The sequence below is a fragment of the Rhizobium sp. Root1203 genome (assembly GCF_001424945.1).
Classification (GTDB): Bacteria; Pseudomonadota; Alphaproteobacteria; order Rhizobiales; family Rhizobiaceae; genus Rhizobium.
In genome coordinates, this window is the sequence record NZ_LMCW01000012.1 from 305,003 (window position 1) to 323,189 (window position 18,187).

The following is an 18,187-nucleotide window of genomic DNA, read 5'->3' on the forward strand; positions in this document are numbered from 1 at the left end:
GCAGATCAGATCTTGGCGTTGGCCGTGATCAGCATGAAAGCGGGGATTTCATCGCCGAAACCAACCGGCGTCGGGCCGTCGTCGTGATCGCGGTAGCGACGGCGTTCGCGGTTGTCGTCGTTCGCCGGGTATGGCCGAGTGTTGCGCGCATTGTTGTGCGGCTTGTTGTGGTCTGCTGCTTTGCGCTCTTGCTTCACGCTTTCGGCCTTTGCTGGTGCTGCGACGGCTACTTCGATCGTCCCGACGTCATTATGCTCGACGGCGATATCAGATTTATGACCCGTGCGGCTCTTGCCCCGGCCACGGTCCTTATCCCGCTCACGACCCTTGCGGCGGGAGCGATCGTCATCGCGGCTGGGTTCAGCCGGCGGCAACGCGGAAAGATCGCCATTGTGCCATTCGACCTTCTCGCCGATCAATTTTTCAATCGCGTCGACATGTTTCTGGTCGTGGCGGGTGACGATGGTGAAAGCAGCGCCGGAACGGCCTGCGCGGCCTGTACGGCCGATGCGATGCACGTAATCCTCAGCGTGGATCGGTACATCGAAGTTGAAGACGTGGCTCACGTCGGGAATATCGAGACCACGGGCGGCTACGTCGGAAGCCACCAGAAGCTGGAGCTGACCGTCGCGGAAGCTCTGCAGCATCGTCGTTCGCGAACGTTGATCCATGTCGCCGTGCAGAGCGCCGACGGAAAAACCGTGGCGTTCCAGCGAGCGGAACAAGTCGGCGACATCCTTCTTGCGATTGCAGAAGATGATTGCGTTCTTCAGCTCTTCCTGAGCCCGGACGAGGTCGCGCAGAACGGCGCGCTTCTCATAATCCTTGCCATGGGAGGCAATAAAACGCTGGGTGATGTTGGTCGCCGCCGACGCTGGCTTGGCGACTTCGATGCGCTCCGGGTTTTGCAGAAAGCGATCGGCCAGCTTCTGGATTTCCGGCGGCATCGTTGCCGAGAAGAACAGCGTCTGGCGCGTGAACGGGATCATCTTTGCGATGCGCTCGATATCGGGAATGAAACCCATGTCGAGCATGCGATCGGCTTCGTCGATGACGAGAATTTCGACACCGCTCATCAGCAACTTGCCGCGCTCGAAATGATCGAGCAGGCGGCCGGGCGTGCAGATAAGAACATCGGCACCGCGCTCGAGCTTGCGATCCTGATCTTCAAACGATACGCCGCCGATCAGCAGCGCAACGTTGAGACGGTGGTTCTTGCCGTATTTCTCGAAGTTCTCCGCGACCTGCGCGGCAAGTTCGCGCGTCGGCTCCAGGATGAGGGTGCGCGGCATACGAGCGCGAGCACGGCCCTTTTCCAGAAGCGACAGCATCGGCAGCACGAATGAAGCGGTTTTGCCTGTGCCCGTCTGTGCAATGCCGCAGATGTCGCGGCGCTGAAGCGCAAACGGAATCGCACCAGCCTGGATAGGGGTTGGCACCGTGTAGCCCGCGTCGGTGACAGCGGAAAGCACTTTTTGGCTTAGGCCAAGATCAGCAAATGTCGTCAAAGGGAAAACTGTTTCCGTTCCGGTTCGGCCGGACTCACGTTGAGTCGGCGTGATTGCATGCCGCAATGCAGCGCGACATAGGCCCAAATGGCCGGGAAGTCAAGGAATAGGCTGCTGCGACTGATGTAGAGGTAAAGGCGTGGTTAGTACAATTAATTATATTTAAGGGTCACCCTGCAGGATCGCGTTCACTGTGTCTTGAACGCTTACCATAACGCAAGAAGCTCCTCAATCTTCAACGTCGCGGTTCGTCGGACTCGACAGGCTTTTAAAGTACCGCTGCCCGGCTAGAACCAGACATCGGCGACCACGCGCTCATCCGGCGGGAGGTCTTCGAAACTGTGGAGGCCGTCGAAGCGCTGCAGCCGAATTCCCGCCACGTCAGCAGGTTCAGCAAGACGAAGGTTGACTGCTATCCGCGTTAGGCCTCTATCGTTCGGTCTCAAGGCGCGCCAACTCACAAGGTTGCCACAGAGCCTGTAGAAATTGAAGGAAATCTTCCGCGAGCCACAGATGTAGACGGTCAGGGCACTGCTCGGGTCTTCTACGTGGACGTCATCGCCGTCATAGCCATAAGCCCAGAGCACGCCATAACGGCGGCAAACTGTGCAGTTGCAGATCGTCGCATCCGGAATTGCCCCTCGAAACTCCCAGTGTACCGCCCCACAATGACAGGAGCCGCGGGTTGTCTTAAGTGGTTTTTGCTCCATTCGGACTGCTCCGATCGGTCCGCTGACATTCGTTCACCGCAGGCGACACAAGCGCGACAATTGTGATTGCGCCCAGTCGCGCGCGAGGCCCCGGGTATCCGAAAGCCCAGACAACAGGCTACCTAACTCGCCGCCGATTTCAATATCGGCGTCGGTTATCCTGCATGCGCCGATATCAACGGATGCGGTGGCAACAACTTCGCTTTCGATGGACGGCGTTTGAAAAAGTGCATCCGGGCCGGTTTCGCAGCTTACCAGAGCCGTTGCCCTGATCGACGAGAGGCCGTTGCCGTTCGAACAAACGTCGGCCGACAAGACCTTGAAGCTGCTTGTGTGATTTGGTCCCATTGGCAGTTGCTCGCACAGTTGGGCGGAAGCCATTGCGCGCGCGATACCGGGCCACTCCGGGCTTCCTGTCGCCGATCTGCAAGCTGCCCAAGCGGGGCCCAGCGACATAGCGAAAAGGCCGGCGGAAACACAGGCCGCTTTGCATAACGTCTCGCCAGGCTTCATGTTCACCTCCCGGATATTCCGCCCCACGCCAGGATAAGACCTCTGATTCCCGAGTTTTTGATGGCAGCTGTCGAGGTATCGCGGTGAGGAGACCAAAAGGTCCTAAATCGCGATCTGATACGGACCGGAATGCGTTTCAGGTCTCGTAAGATCTTCAGTCGGCCATGTTGCCGGGATGAACACCTCCATCGAACACCACCGCAGACTTGCCGAGACACTCAAGTCGCTGTCGCTTGAGTCCGTCACCACTGACGTCCAACCGCCGAAGCGAGGTCTGCGGCGTCTCTTCCTTGTCGGAGGTCTTCCCGTGCTGACGCTAGCCGCCGGTTTGGCCGTCATCCTCACGCAACCGGCATCGGTGCGCCGTATCAACACCGCGGCGCGTACCCTGCCAGCGTGGGCGGGAACTATGTCCGACGACGAGATCGCGGCCCCGCTGCAAGCTGCGAGTACGCCGCAGGATGTACGCGACTTGGAACGATCCGCCTCTCACAATCGTGTACCGGCCGCCGACGAAGTTACCGGCTCCGGCTTCGTGATCGCGCCGCGCATGTCGACGGTCTTTTCGAAATATGCGGGCAGGATCATGCAGATCGCGGTGGAGTTGGGCGATTCAGTTGAGGCTGGCCAAATTCTTATAAGGCTCGATGACGCCCAGGCTCACTTCGCGCTCGAGCAAGCCTGGGCCTCAAAGGTAGCGGCGAACCTGTTGCTTGCAGCCCGCACCATCGATCACGCGCAAGCCCGCTCTTCCCTGATCCGTACCGAAACGCTGGCTGCCCGTAACGCGGCATCTCGCCAGCAGCTCGAAGAAGCGCGAACCGTTGCCGATCGGGCATCGAATGCCGTCGCGCAAGCCAAGCAGGATCTTGCCAACGCAGGCCTCGCTGTTCGCATCGCGGATGAACCCGTTGCGGAACTGACAATACGCGCGCCGTTTGCAGGGATCGTGACGCGTCTCGACGCCCATGTCGGCGACACTGTCCTCGCGCGCGTCGACAGCGTCCGCGAGAGCCAGAGTCTGATCACGATCACCGATACGAAACATCTGGTGATCGACGCCGACATCGCTGAAACAAACATCGCGTCGCTCCGGCCCGGGCTGCACGGCGAAGCCGTGCTCGATGCCTTTCCAGACCATCCCTTCAGTATCCAGATTGTCCGCCTCGCGCCTATCGCCTCCACCGAGAAGGGCACCATCACACTCCGCCTTTCCCTGATCAATCCGCCCACCGGCATTCGGCCGAACATGGCCGCCCGTATTCTCATTCCGCTCAACAACGCTGGAGGCACTCCTCAATGACGCAGCTTTTCGGCCAGCAACCCCATATCATGCTCAGCGGGGTGCAGAAGGGATACCGTTTCAGCGGGGAGGCGATCCCGATTTTCTCCGGTCTCGACCTCACCATCCCACGAGGTGATTTCGTCGCCATCATGGGACCGTCAGGCTCGGGAAAATCTACCCTGCTCAATATGCTGGCGGGGATCGACCGGCTAGATTCCGGCACCCTGTGCATCGGTGCCAGCCGTCTCGACCAGATGGACGAAGCTGCGCGCTCGTCGTGGCGGGCGCATCACATGGGTATGATCTTCCAGTTCTACAATCTGCTGCCGATGCTAACCGCCGAGGAGAATGTCGAGCTGCCACTGCTGCTGAAACCTTTGTCGAGGAAGGAGCGGCGCGTCCGTGTCGAGAAGGTTCTCGATCTGGTCGGGCTCGGCGCTCGCGCAAAGCAATATCCGGCGCTGATGTCCGGCGGCCAGCAGCAGCGCGTCGGCATCGCCCGCGCCATCGTCTCCGATCCGGACCTCCTGCTTTGCGACGAGCCGACCGGCGACCTCGATCGGAAGTCGGCGGACGAAGTGCTGGACATGCTGCGCTTCCTCAATCGGGAGCTGGAAAAGACCATCGTAATGGTGACGCATGATCCGCAGGCGGCTCTCTTTGCCAGGCGCACGCTGCATCTCGACAAGGGTAATTTCGTCGAAGAGAAGAGAGCTGCGCTATGACCTTCTTCGATCTGGCCCGAAAGAACGCATGGCGAAAGCCGCTAAGGACAGTGCTTCTCGTCGTCTGCATCGCCGTCGCCTTCCTGGTCTACGGCCTGACCGCCAGCTTTATGAATGGCTCGCAAAGCGCCTCCGCCGCCAGCGACAATATATTAGGCGTCATGAGCGCGGCGGGGCGGAGCCAACCTCTGCCCATGGCGTCCATCTCCCGGATCGCTGCCGACCCCGATGTTGCGGCGGTCGGCTACATGACACGCATGCGCGGTTTCGTAGGCGTTGAGAAAAATGTCGTTGCCATCAGTGCAGCCGATCCCATGCTTCTGATGGCTGTGAATGGCAAGGGCCTCGGGCTGACGCCCGACAACATCGACGCGATCAGTCAGGGGCGAGACAGGGTGCTGGTCGGCCGTGCGCTGGCCGAAGCGCAAGGATGGACGATCGGCCAACGCATCTCGGTCACAGCCTTCGACACGGCGAAACAAAGCGGCGGTGGTCGCGAGTGGCGCTTCGAGATCGCCGGTATATTCGAAGGCGAGAACGCCTCCTCCGATACCTACTTCGTGATCGCCCGCTACGACTACGTGAATGCTGCGCGGGCGAGGGGCAAGGACACGGTGGATGCCTTCATCGTTCGACCCCGTGAAGGAATGTCGCCGGGGGAGCTCGCCGCCCGCATCGATTCACTGTTTGCCAATTCCGCCGCACCGACCCGCACCCAGTCTGAAAAGCAGTTTCTCGAAGCCTTCCTGCGCCAATATGCGGATGTCCGTCTTATTGTTAACCTCGTAGTGGGTGCGGCCTTTGTCACCCTGCTGATGATCGTCGTTAATACCCTTGTCTTCGCGGTGCGCGAACGCACATTCGAGATCGGCGTTCTGAAGACTCTCGGTTTCTCCGGCCAACGGATCATGGCCCTGATCATATGTGAGGCTCTGCTTGTATTCGCCGTCGGCGGCAGCTTCGGCCTTGGCCTGGCAAAGTTCGCGACGGTGCTTGCCGGGCCGGCCCTCGGTCTGGTTTTCTCCCCATTAATCCTGGCCAAGGCATTGGCTATCGTCGCAGTCCTCACGCTGACGACCGGCGCGCTGCCGGCCTACATTGCGATGCGAGGCTCCATCATCAAAGCTCTCAGAACGAGGTAGCTCTTCATGTCGTCGCATTTCAAGCAAACGCTCGTGATGATACGAGCCAACATTTTGAGCCTGCCGCGGCGTCTCGCGATTTCTCTCTCCATGGTCCTGTCGATCGCACTTGTCGTCTGCGTTCTCACCGCCTTTCTCTCCATGGCAAAAGGCTTCGAGACCGCACTTGCCGGCACTGGCTCCCGCTTGGTCGCTGTCGTCCTCGGCGGCGGCACCAATCAGGAGGCGGGCTCCGACATTCCCGCAGCTGTCATTCGCAAGCTCGATGCGATGACCGGTGACATGGGCGTCGCCCGCGACACGCATGGCAACCTGGTCTCGACCCGGGAGATTGTCGTGCCGGTCGATATCAAGCAGACAGCGGATGGGGTTCAGCGAACCCTGACGTTGCGCGGCATGGACCCCCTTGGACCTACGTTCCGCAATGGCACTTCGCTATCGGCTGGTCGATTCTTCGGGCCAGGCACACGAGAGGTGGTGGTCGGTGATCGACTGGCCAGCGAATTCGGTCTTCGCATCGGCGATACGGTCCGTCTCGGCGCGGTCGACTGGACAGTGGCGGGGCACTTCTCTGCCCACAGGAGCGCTTTCGAATCGGAAATCTGGGCCGATCTAGATGCTGTGCGTTCGGCCTTCGACCGACAAGGGCAAGTCCAGAGCCTACGACTTCGCCTCAACGATGCCGCTGCTCTCGGAAGATTGCAGGACAGGCTCGCGACGATTACGGACACAGTGCTGGTAGCTGTTTCCGAAGCCGACCTCTTTGCCGCCCAATCCGGACGTACGGCTGGCCTCATCCGGCTGTTCGGCTGGCCGCTCTCGCTTCTTTTGGCGATCGGGGCGACTGCGGGTGCGCTCAATACCATGATGAGTTCCGTCTCAGACAGGACAGTCGAGATTGCCACCATCCGGGCCCTCGGCTTCAGCCGGCTCTCGGTATTTCTTGGGACATGGCTTGAGGCCGTTGCGCTCGCAAGCGTCGGCGCGCTCCTTGGTCTTATCGCCTCATGGCTGGGCTTCAACGGTTGGCAGGCAAGCACGGTAGGTGCGAACAATGCACGCCTCGCCTTCGAGCTTGCCGTTGCGCCAGACGTCATGTTCATCGCCGGCCTGTTGGGCTTAGCGATCGGCATTATCGGTGGTGCGCTTCCCGCTATTGCCGCAACGAGATTACCGTTGACGACAGCGCTGCGGGCACGGGGTTAGCGCACAATTCTTGATGAGATCGCCAAACGGTGCTCCACTACTTCATGTAGCCCGCGAGCTTGGTGCCGGCACTCATGAAATAGATGGGGTCGACAGCGCGTCCGTCCTGCCGGACTTCGTAGTGCAGGTGCGTACCGGTGGAGCGCCCGGTGCTGCCGGCAAGGCCGATCACGTTCTGGCGGCCGACGGTGTCGCCGATCTTGACGAGGATTTCGGACATGTGGCCGTAGCGCGTCGAAATCCCGTTGCCGTGATCAACTTCCACCATGTTGCCGTAGCCGCCGGTCCAGCCGGCCGCGATGACTTTTCCCGGTGCCGTCGGGCGTACCTTCTCTCCCGGCGAAAACCGAAAGTCGATACCGGAGTGGAGCGCAAGGCGCCCCAGGAATGGGTCGCGTCTGTTGCCGAAAGGACTTGTGATTTCCTTGCCGACAGCCGGGCTCCGAAACGGAAGCGACACCGCCGTGCTGCGGATCGCTTCGAGACGGGTGAGGGCGCTGTCGAGCTGGGTCAGCGACGTGTCGAAATCGTCGTCGCTCTCGGGTTCGACATACGGGCCGCCGACCGCATTTTCATCTCCGGCTTTGATACCGGCTGCCTCTGGGGGCACGGCAATGCGAAAACGCGTCAGGATGTGCGAGATTGCGTCCGCAGTGTCGCTGGCGTCACTGGTCAGCTGGGCGACGCGATCGCGCTGTCTCTGTTCGACGCCCTTCAGCGACAATGTCACTTTTGAAAAAACGCGATCTGCTCTGTCGCCGATCGTTTCACGCGCGGGCACATAGGCAAGCGTCGTATTGTCAGGCGTGGCGTCGGCCGGCTCCGCGCTCTTTGCAAGCTGATTCTCTATGGCCTGCATGGCGCCCGAGAGCGCGGCTCGCTTGTCCCTTGCATCCGGGGCATTGGTCTGTGCGGGCAAGTCCTGCTTCTCGTTCAGGCCGGAACTCTCGGCTCGATCCAGCAAGGAACCCAGCTTTCCGTGGCGAGACGTCAGCGCCAGCTGCTGTTCCATCAGCTTGTCGACCTTGTCCTCGACGACCTGCTGGTCGAGCAGTTGGCGCGATGTTACGCGATCCACCTGCGCTCTCAAGGCCGCTATCCGATCCTCGTAGTCGTGCTGCATGCGCGCCTGGCGCGCCATCGTCGCGCCGATAAGGTCGTCACGCAGAACCAGGTACGACGTCGCAAGCAGATAGCCGATCGCGAACACACCGACGAAACAGAAGGCGAGCGCTGCCATCCACGGCCTGACGGTGAGGTGACGGACTCGGTCGCCGCTTGCGAGGATCAGGATATGTTCCTGTTTTCGCTTGCCGAATACGCGGCTCTGCTGTGCGTGCGTCACGGAGAATCTCCCAATTGACGGCCTTGCCTCAATTGCCTTGATTACACACGGTTAAGGTTAATAAATACTTAGATGGACTTTTACGGGAGTACGCGGCTCAGGCGTGGCTGGTGGAGGTCAGCGATCGGTAGAACGAGGGAGTGAGTCCCGCTTCGGCACGAGCGATGTCGTTGAACGGCGGCTTCAGCGGGCCGCGGAAATTGGCGCGTACGAGTTCGTGAAAAGTCCGGGCGGGATCGCGCTTTTCGCGGGCGCACAAGAAGCGAAACCACTTGGCGCCAATCGCCACATGTCCCTTTTCGTCCTTGTAGATCACGTCCAATACGGCCGCGCTCTCAAGGTCCCCGGTCTCACGCATCTTGGCCTGGAGCGATGGCGTAACGTCGAGGCCGCGCGCTTCGAGGATCAGCGGCACGACGGCCAACCGTGCAGTCAGATCATTTCGGGTCGCGTGTGCCGCCTGCCACAGGCCGTCATGGGCGGGTAGATCGCCATAGTCGGCTCCGAGATCGTTGAGGCGGGTGCGGACAAGCTTGAAGTGCTTGGCTTCTTCATAGGCGACCTGCATCCAGCCGTCGAAGAACGAGTTCGGCACCGGTTCCGTCGCAAATCTTGCAACAATGTCGAGAGCAAGATCGACAGCGTTCAATTCGATATGGGCGATCGCGTGGAGAAGGGCGATCCTGCCCTTGAGCGTATGCAGCGAGCGCTTCTGTACTTGCGTCGGCGGAGTGAGCTCCGGCTTGTCCGGCCGGCCGGGGCGCTCCGGCAAAGTTGCGTCGAGCGGCGAACGCAGCGAGAGCGTTCGGGCAAACCAGCGCGCTGCCGTTTCCTGTGCAATCGCCGTCTTGCGGTCGAGATCGGGCGAGCCTATTGCGATGATCGCTCCACCTCGTAGCGATGGGATCGGCGACGTGGAACTCATCGTATGAGGTTCTGAACAGCCGCCAGTACAGCCTCCGCGTGGCCGGGCACCTTCACTTTTTGCCAGATGGTCCCAATCGAACCGTCAGCACGGATCAGAAATGTCGTGCGTTCGACACCCATGAAGCTGCGGCCGTACATGCTCTTCTGCTTCCAGACGCCATAGGCTTCGAGCGTGGTGCGTTCCTCGTCAGAGGCAAGCACCACCGAGAGGTTATGCTTCTTGACGAAACGATCATGGCACTTAACGGAATCGGGTGACATGCCGATGACAGTCGTCCCGGTCTTTTCAAACTCTTCGGACAGTGCGGTGAAAGCCAACGATTCGGCCGTGCACCCTGACGTATCGTCCTTTGGATAGAAGAACAGTACCAGCGGCCTGCCGTGAAAATCTGCCAGTTTCACGCGGCCGCCGCCGTCACGAGGAAGATCGAAGTCAGGTGCGCTAGAACCGATGCCGATATCCGCCATGGTGAAACCTTTCTTTTGCCGGGTTTATGGATAACAGGTGATTTGCCAGATATATATCGGACCATTATGCGTCCAGCCAGTCTGGTCCAACCACAAGATACGGAGTCAGGCGAGGCGCATGTCGGCGATCCGCGGCGAGAAGATTACATTTCGCAAAAAAGATATGGTCGCACTGCACGAGCTTCCCTCCGCGCAGGCAGAAGAGCCGATGATCGTACATTGCCCGCCGGCGCGTTCTCGCGTCCGGCGAACGGCAACCTTCGCCGGCGGCTGCATCGGAATCCTGATTTTTATCTTCGCGGCCATTATCTTCACGGTCGAAAGCGGCGTTTTCGATGAGACGCTTTCAAGGCAAGCTCAGGCCGCCCTGAACTCGGCGATCGGCCCACGCTACCGAGCCGAAGTCGGTTCCACTGTTATCCGCTTCACCTCGAACATGCGGCTCGCGCTCGAAGCCCGCAACGTCAATATGATAGACGAGAAAAGCGGTCAGCACCTGTCCACGACCAGTGCAATGCGGATGGCTCTCGACCCACTTCAGCTTTTCCGTGGTCGAATCGCGATCGGGCAGATCGAGGCGGAAAATATTGCGCTCGACACCGCCCTTCTGCCATCCGGGAAGCCCGTCAAGCTGGAGGACATGCGCATCGACGCAATTCCAGCGGCGATGGAAGCGGCTTTCGATCAGCTCGATATCATCGACAGCTTCGTCGAACGCGGCGGTACGCGATCGGTGAAACTGGAAGGCATCGACATCAAGCTCGCCGATACCGCCAACGGGCCGCTGGCGATCGTCGTCGAAAGTCTGACGTTTTCCAGGAACGAGCAGAACGCGCTGCAGCTCAACGGCGAGATTGCCATCAATGGCGAGAAGGCGACCCTGACCGTCACCACGGACAAGTCTGGCGGACGCACGTCCAGGCTCACCGGTCAGTTGACCAACGCCGATCTGGCGCCGTTCACGCTCAAGCGCAACACGCTCGGGCAGATCCGGCAGGGTATAGACGGTTTCTCCGACCTCATGATTTCGGCGATTCGGACGGGAGAGGGCTCGAAGCCATCGCTTGCGGCTGCGATCGACCTCAAGCCCGGCAAACTTTACATGGACGGCGACGCACAGGAGTTGAGCGGCGGCCGAATCAATCTCGCCTACGACTTTTCCAAGGAAACGCTCGAGATTGCGCGCTCGCAAGCTCAGTTTGGCGCCACCATTATTCCCTTGAACGGTGCTCTGATCGATCTGGACAAGATCGACGCGTCGGCGGGGAAAGGTTTCGGCGTCGATCTTCTGATCAGCGGCGGCACTGCGGCGGCAACCGGTCCGGGCGAGCAGCCGCTTGCCTTCGATATACAGGCCACCGGCAGGTATTTTGTCGCATCCCGGGAACTTCAATTCGCCAACCTGGCAGCGTCCAGTCCAGCGGGATCGCTGTACGGCTCGCTGCATGTCCGCTTCGGCGATGTTTCCCCGGAAATCAGCTTTGTCGGGAAGTCGCAACAATTGCAGACGACCGCCATCAAGCAGCTCTGGCCGTTCTGGATGGCGACGAAGGCGCGAGACTGGGTCGAGCGCAACCTGTTCGGCGGGACGGTGACGGACGCTTCGATTTCCGTTTTCATTCCGTCCGGGCGGCTGGACGAAGCCATCGGCAAGGGGCTGAAACTCGATGAGAAGCAGATCCAGATCGCCTTCGATATTGCCGGCGCACGCATGAACGTCAGCGGCGACATTCCGCCGATCCGTGACACGAATGCGCATTTTGAGCTGGTTGGCCCCAAGGCGACGATCTCAATCAAGAGCGGCAAGTCGTTCTTTCCCTCGGGGCGTTCGGTGGATATCGGAGCGGGAACCTTTGTCCTGCCTTCGACCTACGACAAGCCACTCATGGCGGAGATCGATCTACCGATTTCAGGCGCTGCGGATGCGATCGGAGAGCTCCTGACCTACAAGCCTATACAGGTTCTGCAGCGTGCCGGTTTCGTTCCCGAGGACCTGAAGGGCCAGATCGCTGCCCACGTTCAGGCGCGCATCGGCCTCGTTTCCGCGCAGAACCCGCCGCCGGCCGAATGGAAAGCGTCCCTGCAGCTGCAAGATGTCGATGTGTCAAAGCCGATCTCGGGAAGGAAGATTACAAGTCTTGACGGCGTTCTCACGGCCGATCCGAAACAGGTCAGCCTGGACGGCAAGGGCAATATCGACGGTATCCCCGCCACCATCAAACTCACCGAGCCGACGGACAAATCGTCGGACGTGCAGCCCCAGATGTCGATCAGCGCGACGCTGAGCAACGATCAGCGGGAGAAAATGCTGCCGGGCCTATCGAGCATCATCGATGGCCCAATCAGCCTCGAACTCAAACGCCTCGACAAAGACCGGCAGGCTGTGTCCCTCGACCTTGCGAAGGCGCGGCTCGATCTGCCGTGGATCGGATGGTCCAAGGGAGGCGGCATCGGCGCCAACGCGACATTCGAGATCTCCGGACCCGACGACAACCAACAGATCAAGAGCTTCGTCCTGAAGGGCGATGGGTTTGGCGCCAATGGGACGCTGTCGCTAAGCAAGGGGAATTTGCTCAAGGCGGACTTCGACAGCGTGAAACTGTCGTCGCTCGATGACTTTGCAGTTTCTCTCAGGCGCAACAAGGGAAGCATCGATGTTTCCATTTCCGGAAGCAGCGCCGATGTGCGACCGATCATTGCAAGAATGAAGTCCGGCAGCAGACAGGGCGACGGCAAAAGCGACGGAAGCTTTTCCGTTCGGGCAAAACTCGACCGCGTCATCGGGTTCAATGACGAGAAATTGCGAAATGTCGAGGCTGCCTATTCTGCTCAGGGAAGCCGCATTCTATCGCTCAACCTGTCCGGTTTGACCGACGGTGGCGAGGCGGTGGTCGCGCGGACGCAGGCCGGCGGCGTGATCAACGTGACCAGCGGCGATGCCGGCGCGGTATCACGGTTCGCGGACCTCTATCAGCACATGAGGGGCGGCCTGCTCAATATGGCGATCCGTCTGGGTGCAGGCGACGACTGGAACGGATCAATCGACGTCCGACGCTTCTCGCTCGTCAACGAGCAGCGTCTGCATTCGATCGTATCGACGCCGGTCGGCCAGGAGCAGCGAAGCTTGAACTCCGCAGTCAAGCGGACCATCGATACTTCCGCACAACGTTTCCAGCGAGGTTTTGCCCGCATCTTCTCGCAGGGCGGAGTGGTCAGTGTCGAGAATGGCGTGGCACGCGGCGATCAGGTCGGCGCGGTCTTCCAGGGTGTCCTCAGGGATCAGCGGGGCAACATGGACATGACCGGAACGTTCATGCCTGCCTACGGCCTCAACCGCCTGTTTGCAGAATTGCCGATCATCGGCATTATTCTCGGCAACGGAACGGACCGAGGGCTGATCGGCATCACGTTCAAGCTGACAGGCAAGCTGGATGCGCCTAATCTGGTGGTCAATCCCTTGTCGATCATTGCGCCCGGCGTTTTCCGCAACATCTTCGAATTTCAATAGGCGCAAAAAAGCCGGCACAGACGGCCGGCTTTTGATGATCTCCTGAATTCGTTCCTCAGGCCGCGCGGCGGACGAGAATATGCTTCTTCTTGCCGAGAGAGAGCTTGATGACACCATCGGATGTGACCTCGCCGCTGCCGATCAGTTTGCGCTCGTCGCTGACGGCATGATCGTTGACGCGAACCGCACCGCCCTGGACGTGGCGACGCGCTTCGCCGTTTGAGGCGGCCAGACCGGCACGAACGATGAGCGAAAGCAGGCCGATGCCGGCATCGAGTTCGGCCGCAGGGACCTCGATCGAAGGCAGGTTTTCGGCGACACCGCCTTCTTCAAAGGTTTTTCTGGCGGTTTCGGCTGCCAGCTCTGCCGCCGGACGGCCATGCAGGATCGCAGTCACTTCGGTCGCCAGGATCTTCTTGACCTCGTTGAGTTCGGAGCCGGCAAGAGCAGACAGGCGCGCGATTTCGGTCATGGGTAGCGTTGTGTAGAGCTTGAGAAAACGCGAAACGTCCGCATCTTCGGTGTTGCGCCAGTATTGCCAGAAATCATAGGCCGAGAGCATGTCGGCGTTCAGCCAGATTGCACCCGTCGCGGACTTTCCCATCTTGGCGCCCGAGGACGTCGTCAGAAGTGGCGAGGTGAGGGCGTAGAGCTGCTGCGTTCCCATGCGGTGACCGAGGTCGATACCGTTGACGATGTTGCCCCACTGGTCCGAACCGCCCATCTGCAGGCGGCAATCATAGCGCTTCGCCAGCTCGACGAAATCGTAGGCCTGCAGGATCATGTAGTTGAATTCGAGGAAGGACAGCGACTGCTCGCGGTCGAGGCGGGTCTTGACGCTGTCGAAGGCGAGCATGCGGTTGACGGAGAAATGGCGACCCACATCGCGCAGGAACTCCAGGTAGTTGAGCGACCGGAGCCACTCCGCGTTGTTGATCATCAACGCGTCCTTCGGCCCTTCGCCGTAGGTAAGGTAGTTCGAGAACACGCGCTTGATCGAGGCGATATTGCCCTCGATGGTATCGACGGTCATCAATTGGCGCGCCTCCTCCTTGAAGGAGGGATCGCCGACCATGCCGGTGCCGCCGCCCATCAGCGAGATCGCGCGGTGACCGGTCGCCTGCATCCAGTGCAGCATCATGATCTGGATCAGCGAGCCGGCGTGCAGGCTGGGCGCCGTGGGGTCGAAGCCGATATAGGCCGTCACGGTTTCCTTGGCGAAGAGGTCGTCGAGGCCGGATTCATCTGAAATCTGATGAATGAAGCCACGTTCTTTCAACGTGCGGAGGAAATCGGATTTGAACTCGGACATGACCTTTTGCTCTCGGATCAGGATTTTCGGATTGGCTATTGTTGAAGTGTCGCGGCGCGTTTAGCACTGTTTTGCCGATCAGTCACCATTTGGTGGGAATCTTCCAGCGAGGGACAATGGGGAACATACGCACCGCAATCGGCCTGATGAGCGGCACGTCTATGGACGGGATCGACGTGGCGCTGCTACGCACGGACGGCAACGCCGTCATCGAGCGCGGGCCATTCCTCGGGGTGCCTTACGATGTCGGCTTCAGGAGCCGGCTGAAGGGGGCAATCGAGCAGGCGAAGGTGATCACGCATCGGGAACAGCGGCCGGACGAGCTTGCGGAGATCGAGCGTGAACTTACGCTACGTCATGCATTTGCCGTTAGGGAATTTCTCACCTTGAACAGCCTCGAGTCCGCGGCGATCGACGTCGTCGGCTTTCATGGCCAGACGGTACTGCACAGGCCGGATCAGGCGCTGACAGTACAGATCGGCGATGGCGAGTTGCTGGCGCGTGAGACCGGCATCGCCGTGGTTCATGACCTCCGGGCAAACGACATGGTTCATGGGGGGCAGGGAGCGCCGCTGGTCCCGGTGTACCATGCAGCACTGGCAGGCAATCTCAAAGGTGCCACGCTGCCGGTCTGTTTCGTCAATATCGGGGGGATTTCGAACCTCACCTATGTCGGTGCCGATGGACAAATCGTCGGATACGACAGCGGGCCCGGCAATACGCTCATCGACCAATGGGTCGAGACCCACGCGGGTGTGCCGTTCGATCAAGGCGGCATGATTGCCTCGGAAGGCAGGGTCATCGACGACCTGGCAGATCGCTATCTGAGCAGCCCTTTTTTCATGGGAGCAAAACGGCGGTCGCTGGACCGCAACGACTTTCTTCCGCCCTGCGGGTCCGACGCGGAGCTTGCGGATGGGGCAAGGACGCTTGCCTACGTGGCGGCGGCATCCATCATCAAATCTGCCGGTCACCTGCCGGCGACACCGACGCTCTATGTCGTTTGCGGCGGCGGTCGCCTGAACCGCATCCTGATGAACGATCTCGCGGATCTCGCCCGCCAGCAAGGCGCAGATGTGAAATCGGCCGAGCAGGCCGGTTTCGACGGCGATGCGATGGAGGCGGAGGCCTGGGCCTATCTCGCGGTTCGGTCGCTCGACGGACTTCCTCTGACATTTCCCGGCACGACCGGCGTTCGCCAACCTGTCAGCGGCGGAGTCTTCACGATGCAACGCTAGTGTCGACCGGTCTTGGCAACGCGCTCCAACGAAAATCGGCATGCGAAGCCGCATGCCGATGATCATCGACGGGATATCCTGTCCGGCGGTCGGCTGAGCGCCGGGGTGCAATACGCCTAGCGGATTCTCTTGGCTGCTGGTTCAGGCACGAGTTCGCCGTTGAGGCGACGATCGAGGTAATCCTCGCATTCGCCCATCAGCGTTTCGACCTGGCCGTTGAAGAAGTGGTTGGCCCCCGGCACCGTGCGGTGCGTGATCAGGATACCCTTCTGTGTCTTGAGTTTCTCGACAAGGCCGTTCACGTCCTTCTCCGGCGCAACCTTGTCGGCGTCACCGTTGATGATCAGGCCGGAAGACGGGCAGGGTGCCAGGAACGAGAAGTCGTAGGTGTTCGGCTGCGGCGCGATCGACATGAAGCCTTCAATCTCGGGGCGGCGCATCAGGAGCTGCATGCCGATCCACGAGCCGAAAGAATAGCCGGCGACCCAACAGGTCTTCGAATCGGGATGCAGGCTCTGTACCCAATCAAGGGCCGACGCGGCATCGGAAAGTTCCCCAGCGCCGTGGTCGAACTCGCCCTGGCTGCGGCCGATCCCCCGGAAGTTGAAGCGCAACGTCGTAAAGCCGCGCTTCTGGAACATGTAGAAGAGCTGATAGACGATCTGGTTGTTCATCGTGCCGCCGAACTGGGGGTGCGGGTGCAGAATGAGAGCAATCGGCGCGCTTTTTTCCTTGGAGGGCTGGTAGCGGCCTTCAAGGCGGCCTGCGGGGCCGTTGAAAATGACTTCGGGCATCGGTACTCCGGCTTTTATTTCTTCCAGTTCACTCTGCGCAGACTTGACGGATGTTGTCAGCTTTTCTAAAACGCAGTTTAGAACAATTCGAAACTTGCATGGCGATCCACGCATTGTGGATGTGTCATAAGGCAAGCCCGGCGGACTTTTCAAGGAAAATGAGCCGAGGCGCCTCGCAAGGACCTAGCGCAGGACGAAAGATCATGGCGTCGTCACGCCTTTATCTCGATTGGAACGCAACCTCGCCGCTGCATCCAGCAGCGCGAGAAGCCGTCCTGCAAGCACTCGATCTCTTCGGCAATCCGAATTCCGTTCATGGCGAAGGTCGCGTCGTGCGCGCCGCCATCGAAGGCGCACGCCGGCGGGTGGCGGCTTTGACCGGTGCCGATCCGGCGCATGTAATCTTTACCAGCGGCGCCACAGAGGCAGCCAACATGGCGCTGACACCGGATTTCCGGATGGGCCGCACGCCGCTTTCCATCGGTCGTCTCTATTATTCGGCGATCGAGCATCCGGCGGTCCGTGAAGGCGGCCGTTTTTCGAAGGCCAACATCACGGAGGTCGCGGTGACGTCGTCCGGCGTCGTCGATCTCGACGCGCTGCGGTCGCTGCTTGCCGCGCACGACACGTCGGCTGGCCTGCCGATGGTCGCCCTGATGTTGGTCAACAATGAAACCGGCATCGTTCAGCCGATCAAAGAGGCGGCCGAGATCGTGCACGCCCACGGCGGTCTGCTAGTGGTGGATGCCGTTCAGGCAGCCGGCCGGCTAAAGCTCGACATCCGGGATCTCGGTGCAGACTTCATGATCGTCTCGTCGCACAAGATCGGCGGGCCCAAAGGCGCCGGCGCGCTTGTCACGCGCGGCGAGGTCTTGATGCCGCGTCCTCTGATACATGGCGGCGGTCAGGAAAAGGGGCACCGGTCGGGGACGGAGAATTCGCTGGCCGTGATCGGCTTCGGCGCGGCCGCGCATGCTGCCATCGAGGAATTCGAGGAGCGGAACCAGACATTGTTGCAGTTGCGCGATCGTCTGGAGGCCGGAATGCGCCTCGCGGCGCCTGATGTGATCGTCTACGGCGCAGATGGAGTGCGTGTTTCGAACACCACGTTTTTCACGCTTCCGGGACTCAAAGCCGAGACGGGTCAGATCGCTTTCGATCTCGAGGGCGTGGCCCTTTCGGCAGGTTCGGCTTGCTCTTCCGGCAAGGTCGGCGAAAGCCACGTCCTGACCGCCATGGGCCACGATCCGAAGCTGGGGGCACTCCGCATCTCGCTCGGCTTTGCAACAACGGATGCAGATATTGCCAAGGCGGTTGCCGCCTTCACGAAAATTGCCGCCCGGCGCAAGCCGGCCGGCGAGGCGGCATGACCGTTTCATAAATTTGCCGAAACGCAAATTTCCACTTGCCATTCGGGCTGAAAAGTCCCTTTTGGCCACTTACATAGAGGGCAAGCCAAATTGCCCGAACGACAAGCTGCCGGACCTTTTATCCGGCAAGATTGGA

Annotated in this window: 15 protein-coding genes; 7 read left to right on the forward strand and 8 right to left on the reverse strand. The window is 60.3% G+C overall.

The window, feature by feature from the left end; genetic code table 11:
• Positions 1–5: 5 nt before the first annotated feature.
• The 3 genes from ASC97_RS12000 to ASC97_RS12010 form a co-directional block, all read right to left on the reverse strand.
• Positions 6–1,508 carry a DEAD/DEAH box helicase gene (locus ASC97_RS12000; RefSeq protein ID WP_057468570.1) on the reverse strand — a complete coding sequence of 501 codons (1,503 nt, stop codon included), beginning with the start codon at positions 1,506–1,508 and terminating at the stop codon, positions 6–8.
• A 287-nt stretch (positions 1,509–1,795) separates the two neighbouring features.
• Positions 1,796–2,218 (reverse strand): GFA family protein, encoded by a 423-nt coding sequence (locus tag ASC97_RS12005; protein WP_057468571.1) that lies wholly within the window; start codon positions 2,216–2,218, stop codon positions 1,796–1,798.
• A 33-nt stretch (positions 2,219–2,251) separates the two neighbouring features.
• Positions 2,252–2,731 (reverse strand): hypothetical protein, encoded by a 480-nt coding sequence (locus tag ASC97_RS12010; protein WP_057468572.1) that lies wholly within the window; start codon positions 2,729–2,731, stop codon positions 2,252–2,254.
• 175 nt (positions 2,732–2,906) lie between these two features.
• Here ASC97_RS12010 and ASC97_RS12015 point away from each other — a divergent pair, with 175 nt between their 5' ends.
• From ASC97_RS12015 to ASC97_RS12030, 4 genes are read left to right on the forward strand one after another with little or no spacing between them, the layout of a single operon-like run.
• Positions 2,907–4,034, forward strand: coding sequence for an efflux RND transporter periplasmic adaptor subunit (locus tag ASC97_RS12015; protein WP_057468573.1), 1,128 nt, complete (start codon positions 2,907–2,909; stop codon positions 4,032–4,034).
• Positions 4,031–4,741 (forward strand): ABC transporter ATP-binding protein, encoded by a 711-nt coding sequence (locus ASC97_RS12020; protein WP_057468574.1) that lies wholly within the window; start codon positions 4,031–4,033, stop codon positions 4,739–4,741. The genes ASC97_RS12015 and ASC97_RS12020 overlap by 4 nt, the downstream gene beginning before the upstream one ends.
• Positions 4,738–5,883, forward strand: a complete 1,146-nt coding sequence (locus ASC97_RS12025; protein ID WP_057468575.1) for an ABC transporter permease — start codon at positions 4,738–4,740, stop codon at positions 5,881–5,883. Before ASC97_RS12020 ends, ASC97_RS12025 begins: the two co-directional genes overlap by 4 nt.
• Positions 5,884–5,889: 6 nt before the next feature.
• Entirely contained in the window at positions 5,890–7,089 is a 1,200-nt protein-coding gene (locus tag ASC97_RS12030) for an ABC transporter permease (RefSeq protein ID WP_057468576.1), read from the forward strand.
• Between the two features lie 37 nt (positions 7,090–7,126).
• Here ASC97_RS12030 and ASC97_RS12035 read toward each other — a convergent pair whose 3' ends face one another.
• The 3 genes from ASC97_RS12035 to ASC97_RS12045 all read right to left on the reverse strand — a co-directional run bounded on the left by ASC97_RS12035 (position 7,127) and on the right by ASC97_RS12045 (position 9,829).
• Positions 7,127–8,434: a M23 family metallopeptidase gene (locus tag ASC97_RS12035; RefSeq protein ID WP_057468577.1), complete on the reverse strand. Its 1,308-nt coding sequence runs from the start codon at positions 8,432–8,434 to the stop codon at positions 7,127–7,129.
• A 97-nt stretch (positions 8,435–8,531) separates the two neighbouring features.
• Positions 8,532–9,359: a ferritin-like domain-containing protein gene (locus tag ASC97_RS12040; RefSeq protein ID WP_057468578.1), complete on the reverse strand. Its 828-nt coding sequence runs from the start codon at positions 9,357–9,359 to the stop codon at positions 8,532–8,534.
• Positions 9,356–9,829: a peroxiredoxin gene (locus ASC97_RS12045; RefSeq protein ID WP_057468579.1), complete on the reverse strand. Its 474-nt coding sequence runs from the start codon at positions 9,827–9,829 to the stop codon at positions 9,356–9,358. The genes ASC97_RS12040 and ASC97_RS12045 overlap by 4 nt, the downstream gene beginning before the upstream one ends.
• A gap of 118 nt (positions 9,830–9,947) precedes the next feature.
• On the opposite strand from ASC97_RS12045, the gene ASC97_RS12050 reads away from it, so the two are divergent.
• Entirely contained in the window at positions 9,948–13,337 is a 3,390-nt protein-coding gene (locus ASC97_RS12050; RefSeq protein ID WP_057468580.1) for a YhdP family protein, read from the forward strand.
• A 55-nt stretch (positions 13,338–13,392) separates the two neighbouring features.
• Here the strand turns inward: ASC97_RS12050 and tyrS are convergent, their stop codons facing one another.
• Positions 13,393–14,649 carry a tyrosine--tRNA ligase gene (tyrS, locus tag ASC97_RS12055; RefSeq protein WP_057468581.1) on the reverse strand — a complete coding sequence of 419 codons (1,257 nt, stop codon included), beginning with the start codon at positions 14,647–14,649 and terminating at the stop codon, positions 13,393–13,395.
• Positions 14,650–14,765: 116 nt separating this feature from the next.
• Here tyrS and ASC97_RS12060 point away from each other — a divergent pair, with 116 nt between their 5' ends.
• Positions 14,766–15,887 (forward strand): anhydro-N-acetylmuramic acid kinase, encoded by a 1,122-nt coding sequence (locus ASC97_RS12060; protein ID WP_057468582.1) that lies wholly within the window; start codon positions 14,766–14,768, stop codon positions 15,885–15,887.
• Positions 15,888–16,003: 116 nt separating this feature from the next.
• On the opposite strand, the gene ASC97_RS12065 is transcribed toward ASC97_RS12060, so the two are convergent.
• A complete protein-coding gene (locus ASC97_RS12065; RefSeq protein ID WP_018902229.1) occupies positions 16,004–16,681 on the reverse strand; it encodes an alpha/beta hydrolase in 678 nt (225 codons plus the stop codon).
• A 203-nt stretch (positions 16,682–16,884) separates the two neighbouring features.
• On the opposite strand from ASC97_RS12065, the gene ASC97_RS12070 reads away from it, so the two are divergent.
• Positions 16,885–18,051: a cysteine desulfurase family protein gene (locus tag ASC97_RS12070; protein ID WP_057468583.1), complete on the forward strand. Its 1,167-nt coding sequence runs from the start codon at positions 16,885–16,887 to the stop codon at positions 18,049–18,051.
• The last annotated feature ends 136 nt before the right edge of the window (positions 18,052–18,187 follow it).

Excerpts from the sequence above, each read along its gene's own strand:
- ASC97_RS12005 (WP_057468571.1), bottom strand. The coding sequence starts at position 2,218 with ATGGAGCAAAAACCACTTAAGACAACCCGCGGCTCCTGTCATTGTGGG.
- ASC97_RS12010 (WP_057468572.1), bottom strand. The coding sequence starts at position 2,731 with ATGAAGCCTGGCGAGACGTTATGCAAAGCGGCCTGTGTTTCCGCCGGC.
- ASC97_RS12015 (WP_057468573.1), top strand. The coding sequence starts at position 2,907 with ATGAACACCTCCATCGAACACCACCGCAGACTTGCCGAGACACTCAAG.
- ASC97_RS12020 (WP_057468574.1), top strand. The coding sequence starts at position 4,031 with ATGACGCAGCTTTTCGGCCAGCAACCCCATATCATGCTCAGCGGGGTG.
- ASC97_RS12025 (WP_057468575.1), top strand. The coding sequence starts at position 4,738 with ATGACCTTCTTCGATCTGGCCCGAAAGAACGCATGGCGAAAGCCGCTA.
- ASC97_RS12030 (WP_057468576.1), top strand. The coding sequence starts at position 5,890 with ATGTCGTCGCATTTCAAGCAAACGCTCGTGATGATACGAGCCAACATT.
- ASC97_RS12040 (WP_057468578.1), bottom strand. The coding sequence starts at position 9,359 with ATGAGTTCCACGTCGCCGATCCCATCGCTACGAGGTGGAGCGATCATC.
- ASC97_RS12045 (WP_057468579.1), bottom strand. The coding sequence starts at position 9,829 with ATGGCGGATATCGGCATCGGTTCTAGCGCACCTGACTTCGATCTTCCT.
- ASC97_RS12050 (WP_057468580.1), top strand. The coding sequence starts at position 9,948 with ATGTCGGCGATCCGCGGCGAGAAGATTACATTTCGCAAAAAAGATATG.
- tyrS (WP_057468581.1), bottom strand. The coding sequence starts at position 14,649 with ATGTCCGAGTTCAAATCCGATTTCCTCCGCACGTTGAAAGAACGTGGC.
- ASC97_RS12060 (WP_057468582.1), top strand. The coding sequence starts at position 14,766 with ATGGGGAACATACGCACCGCAATCGGCCTGATGAGCGGCACGTCTATG.
- ASC97_RS12065 (WP_018902229.1), bottom strand. The coding sequence starts at position 16,681 with ATGCCCGAAGTCATTTTCAACGGCCCCGCAGGCCGCCTTGAAGGCCGC.
- ASC97_RS12070 (WP_057468583.1), top strand. The coding sequence starts at position 16,885 with ATGGCGTCGTCACGCCTTTATCTCGATTGGAACGCAACCTCGCCGCTG.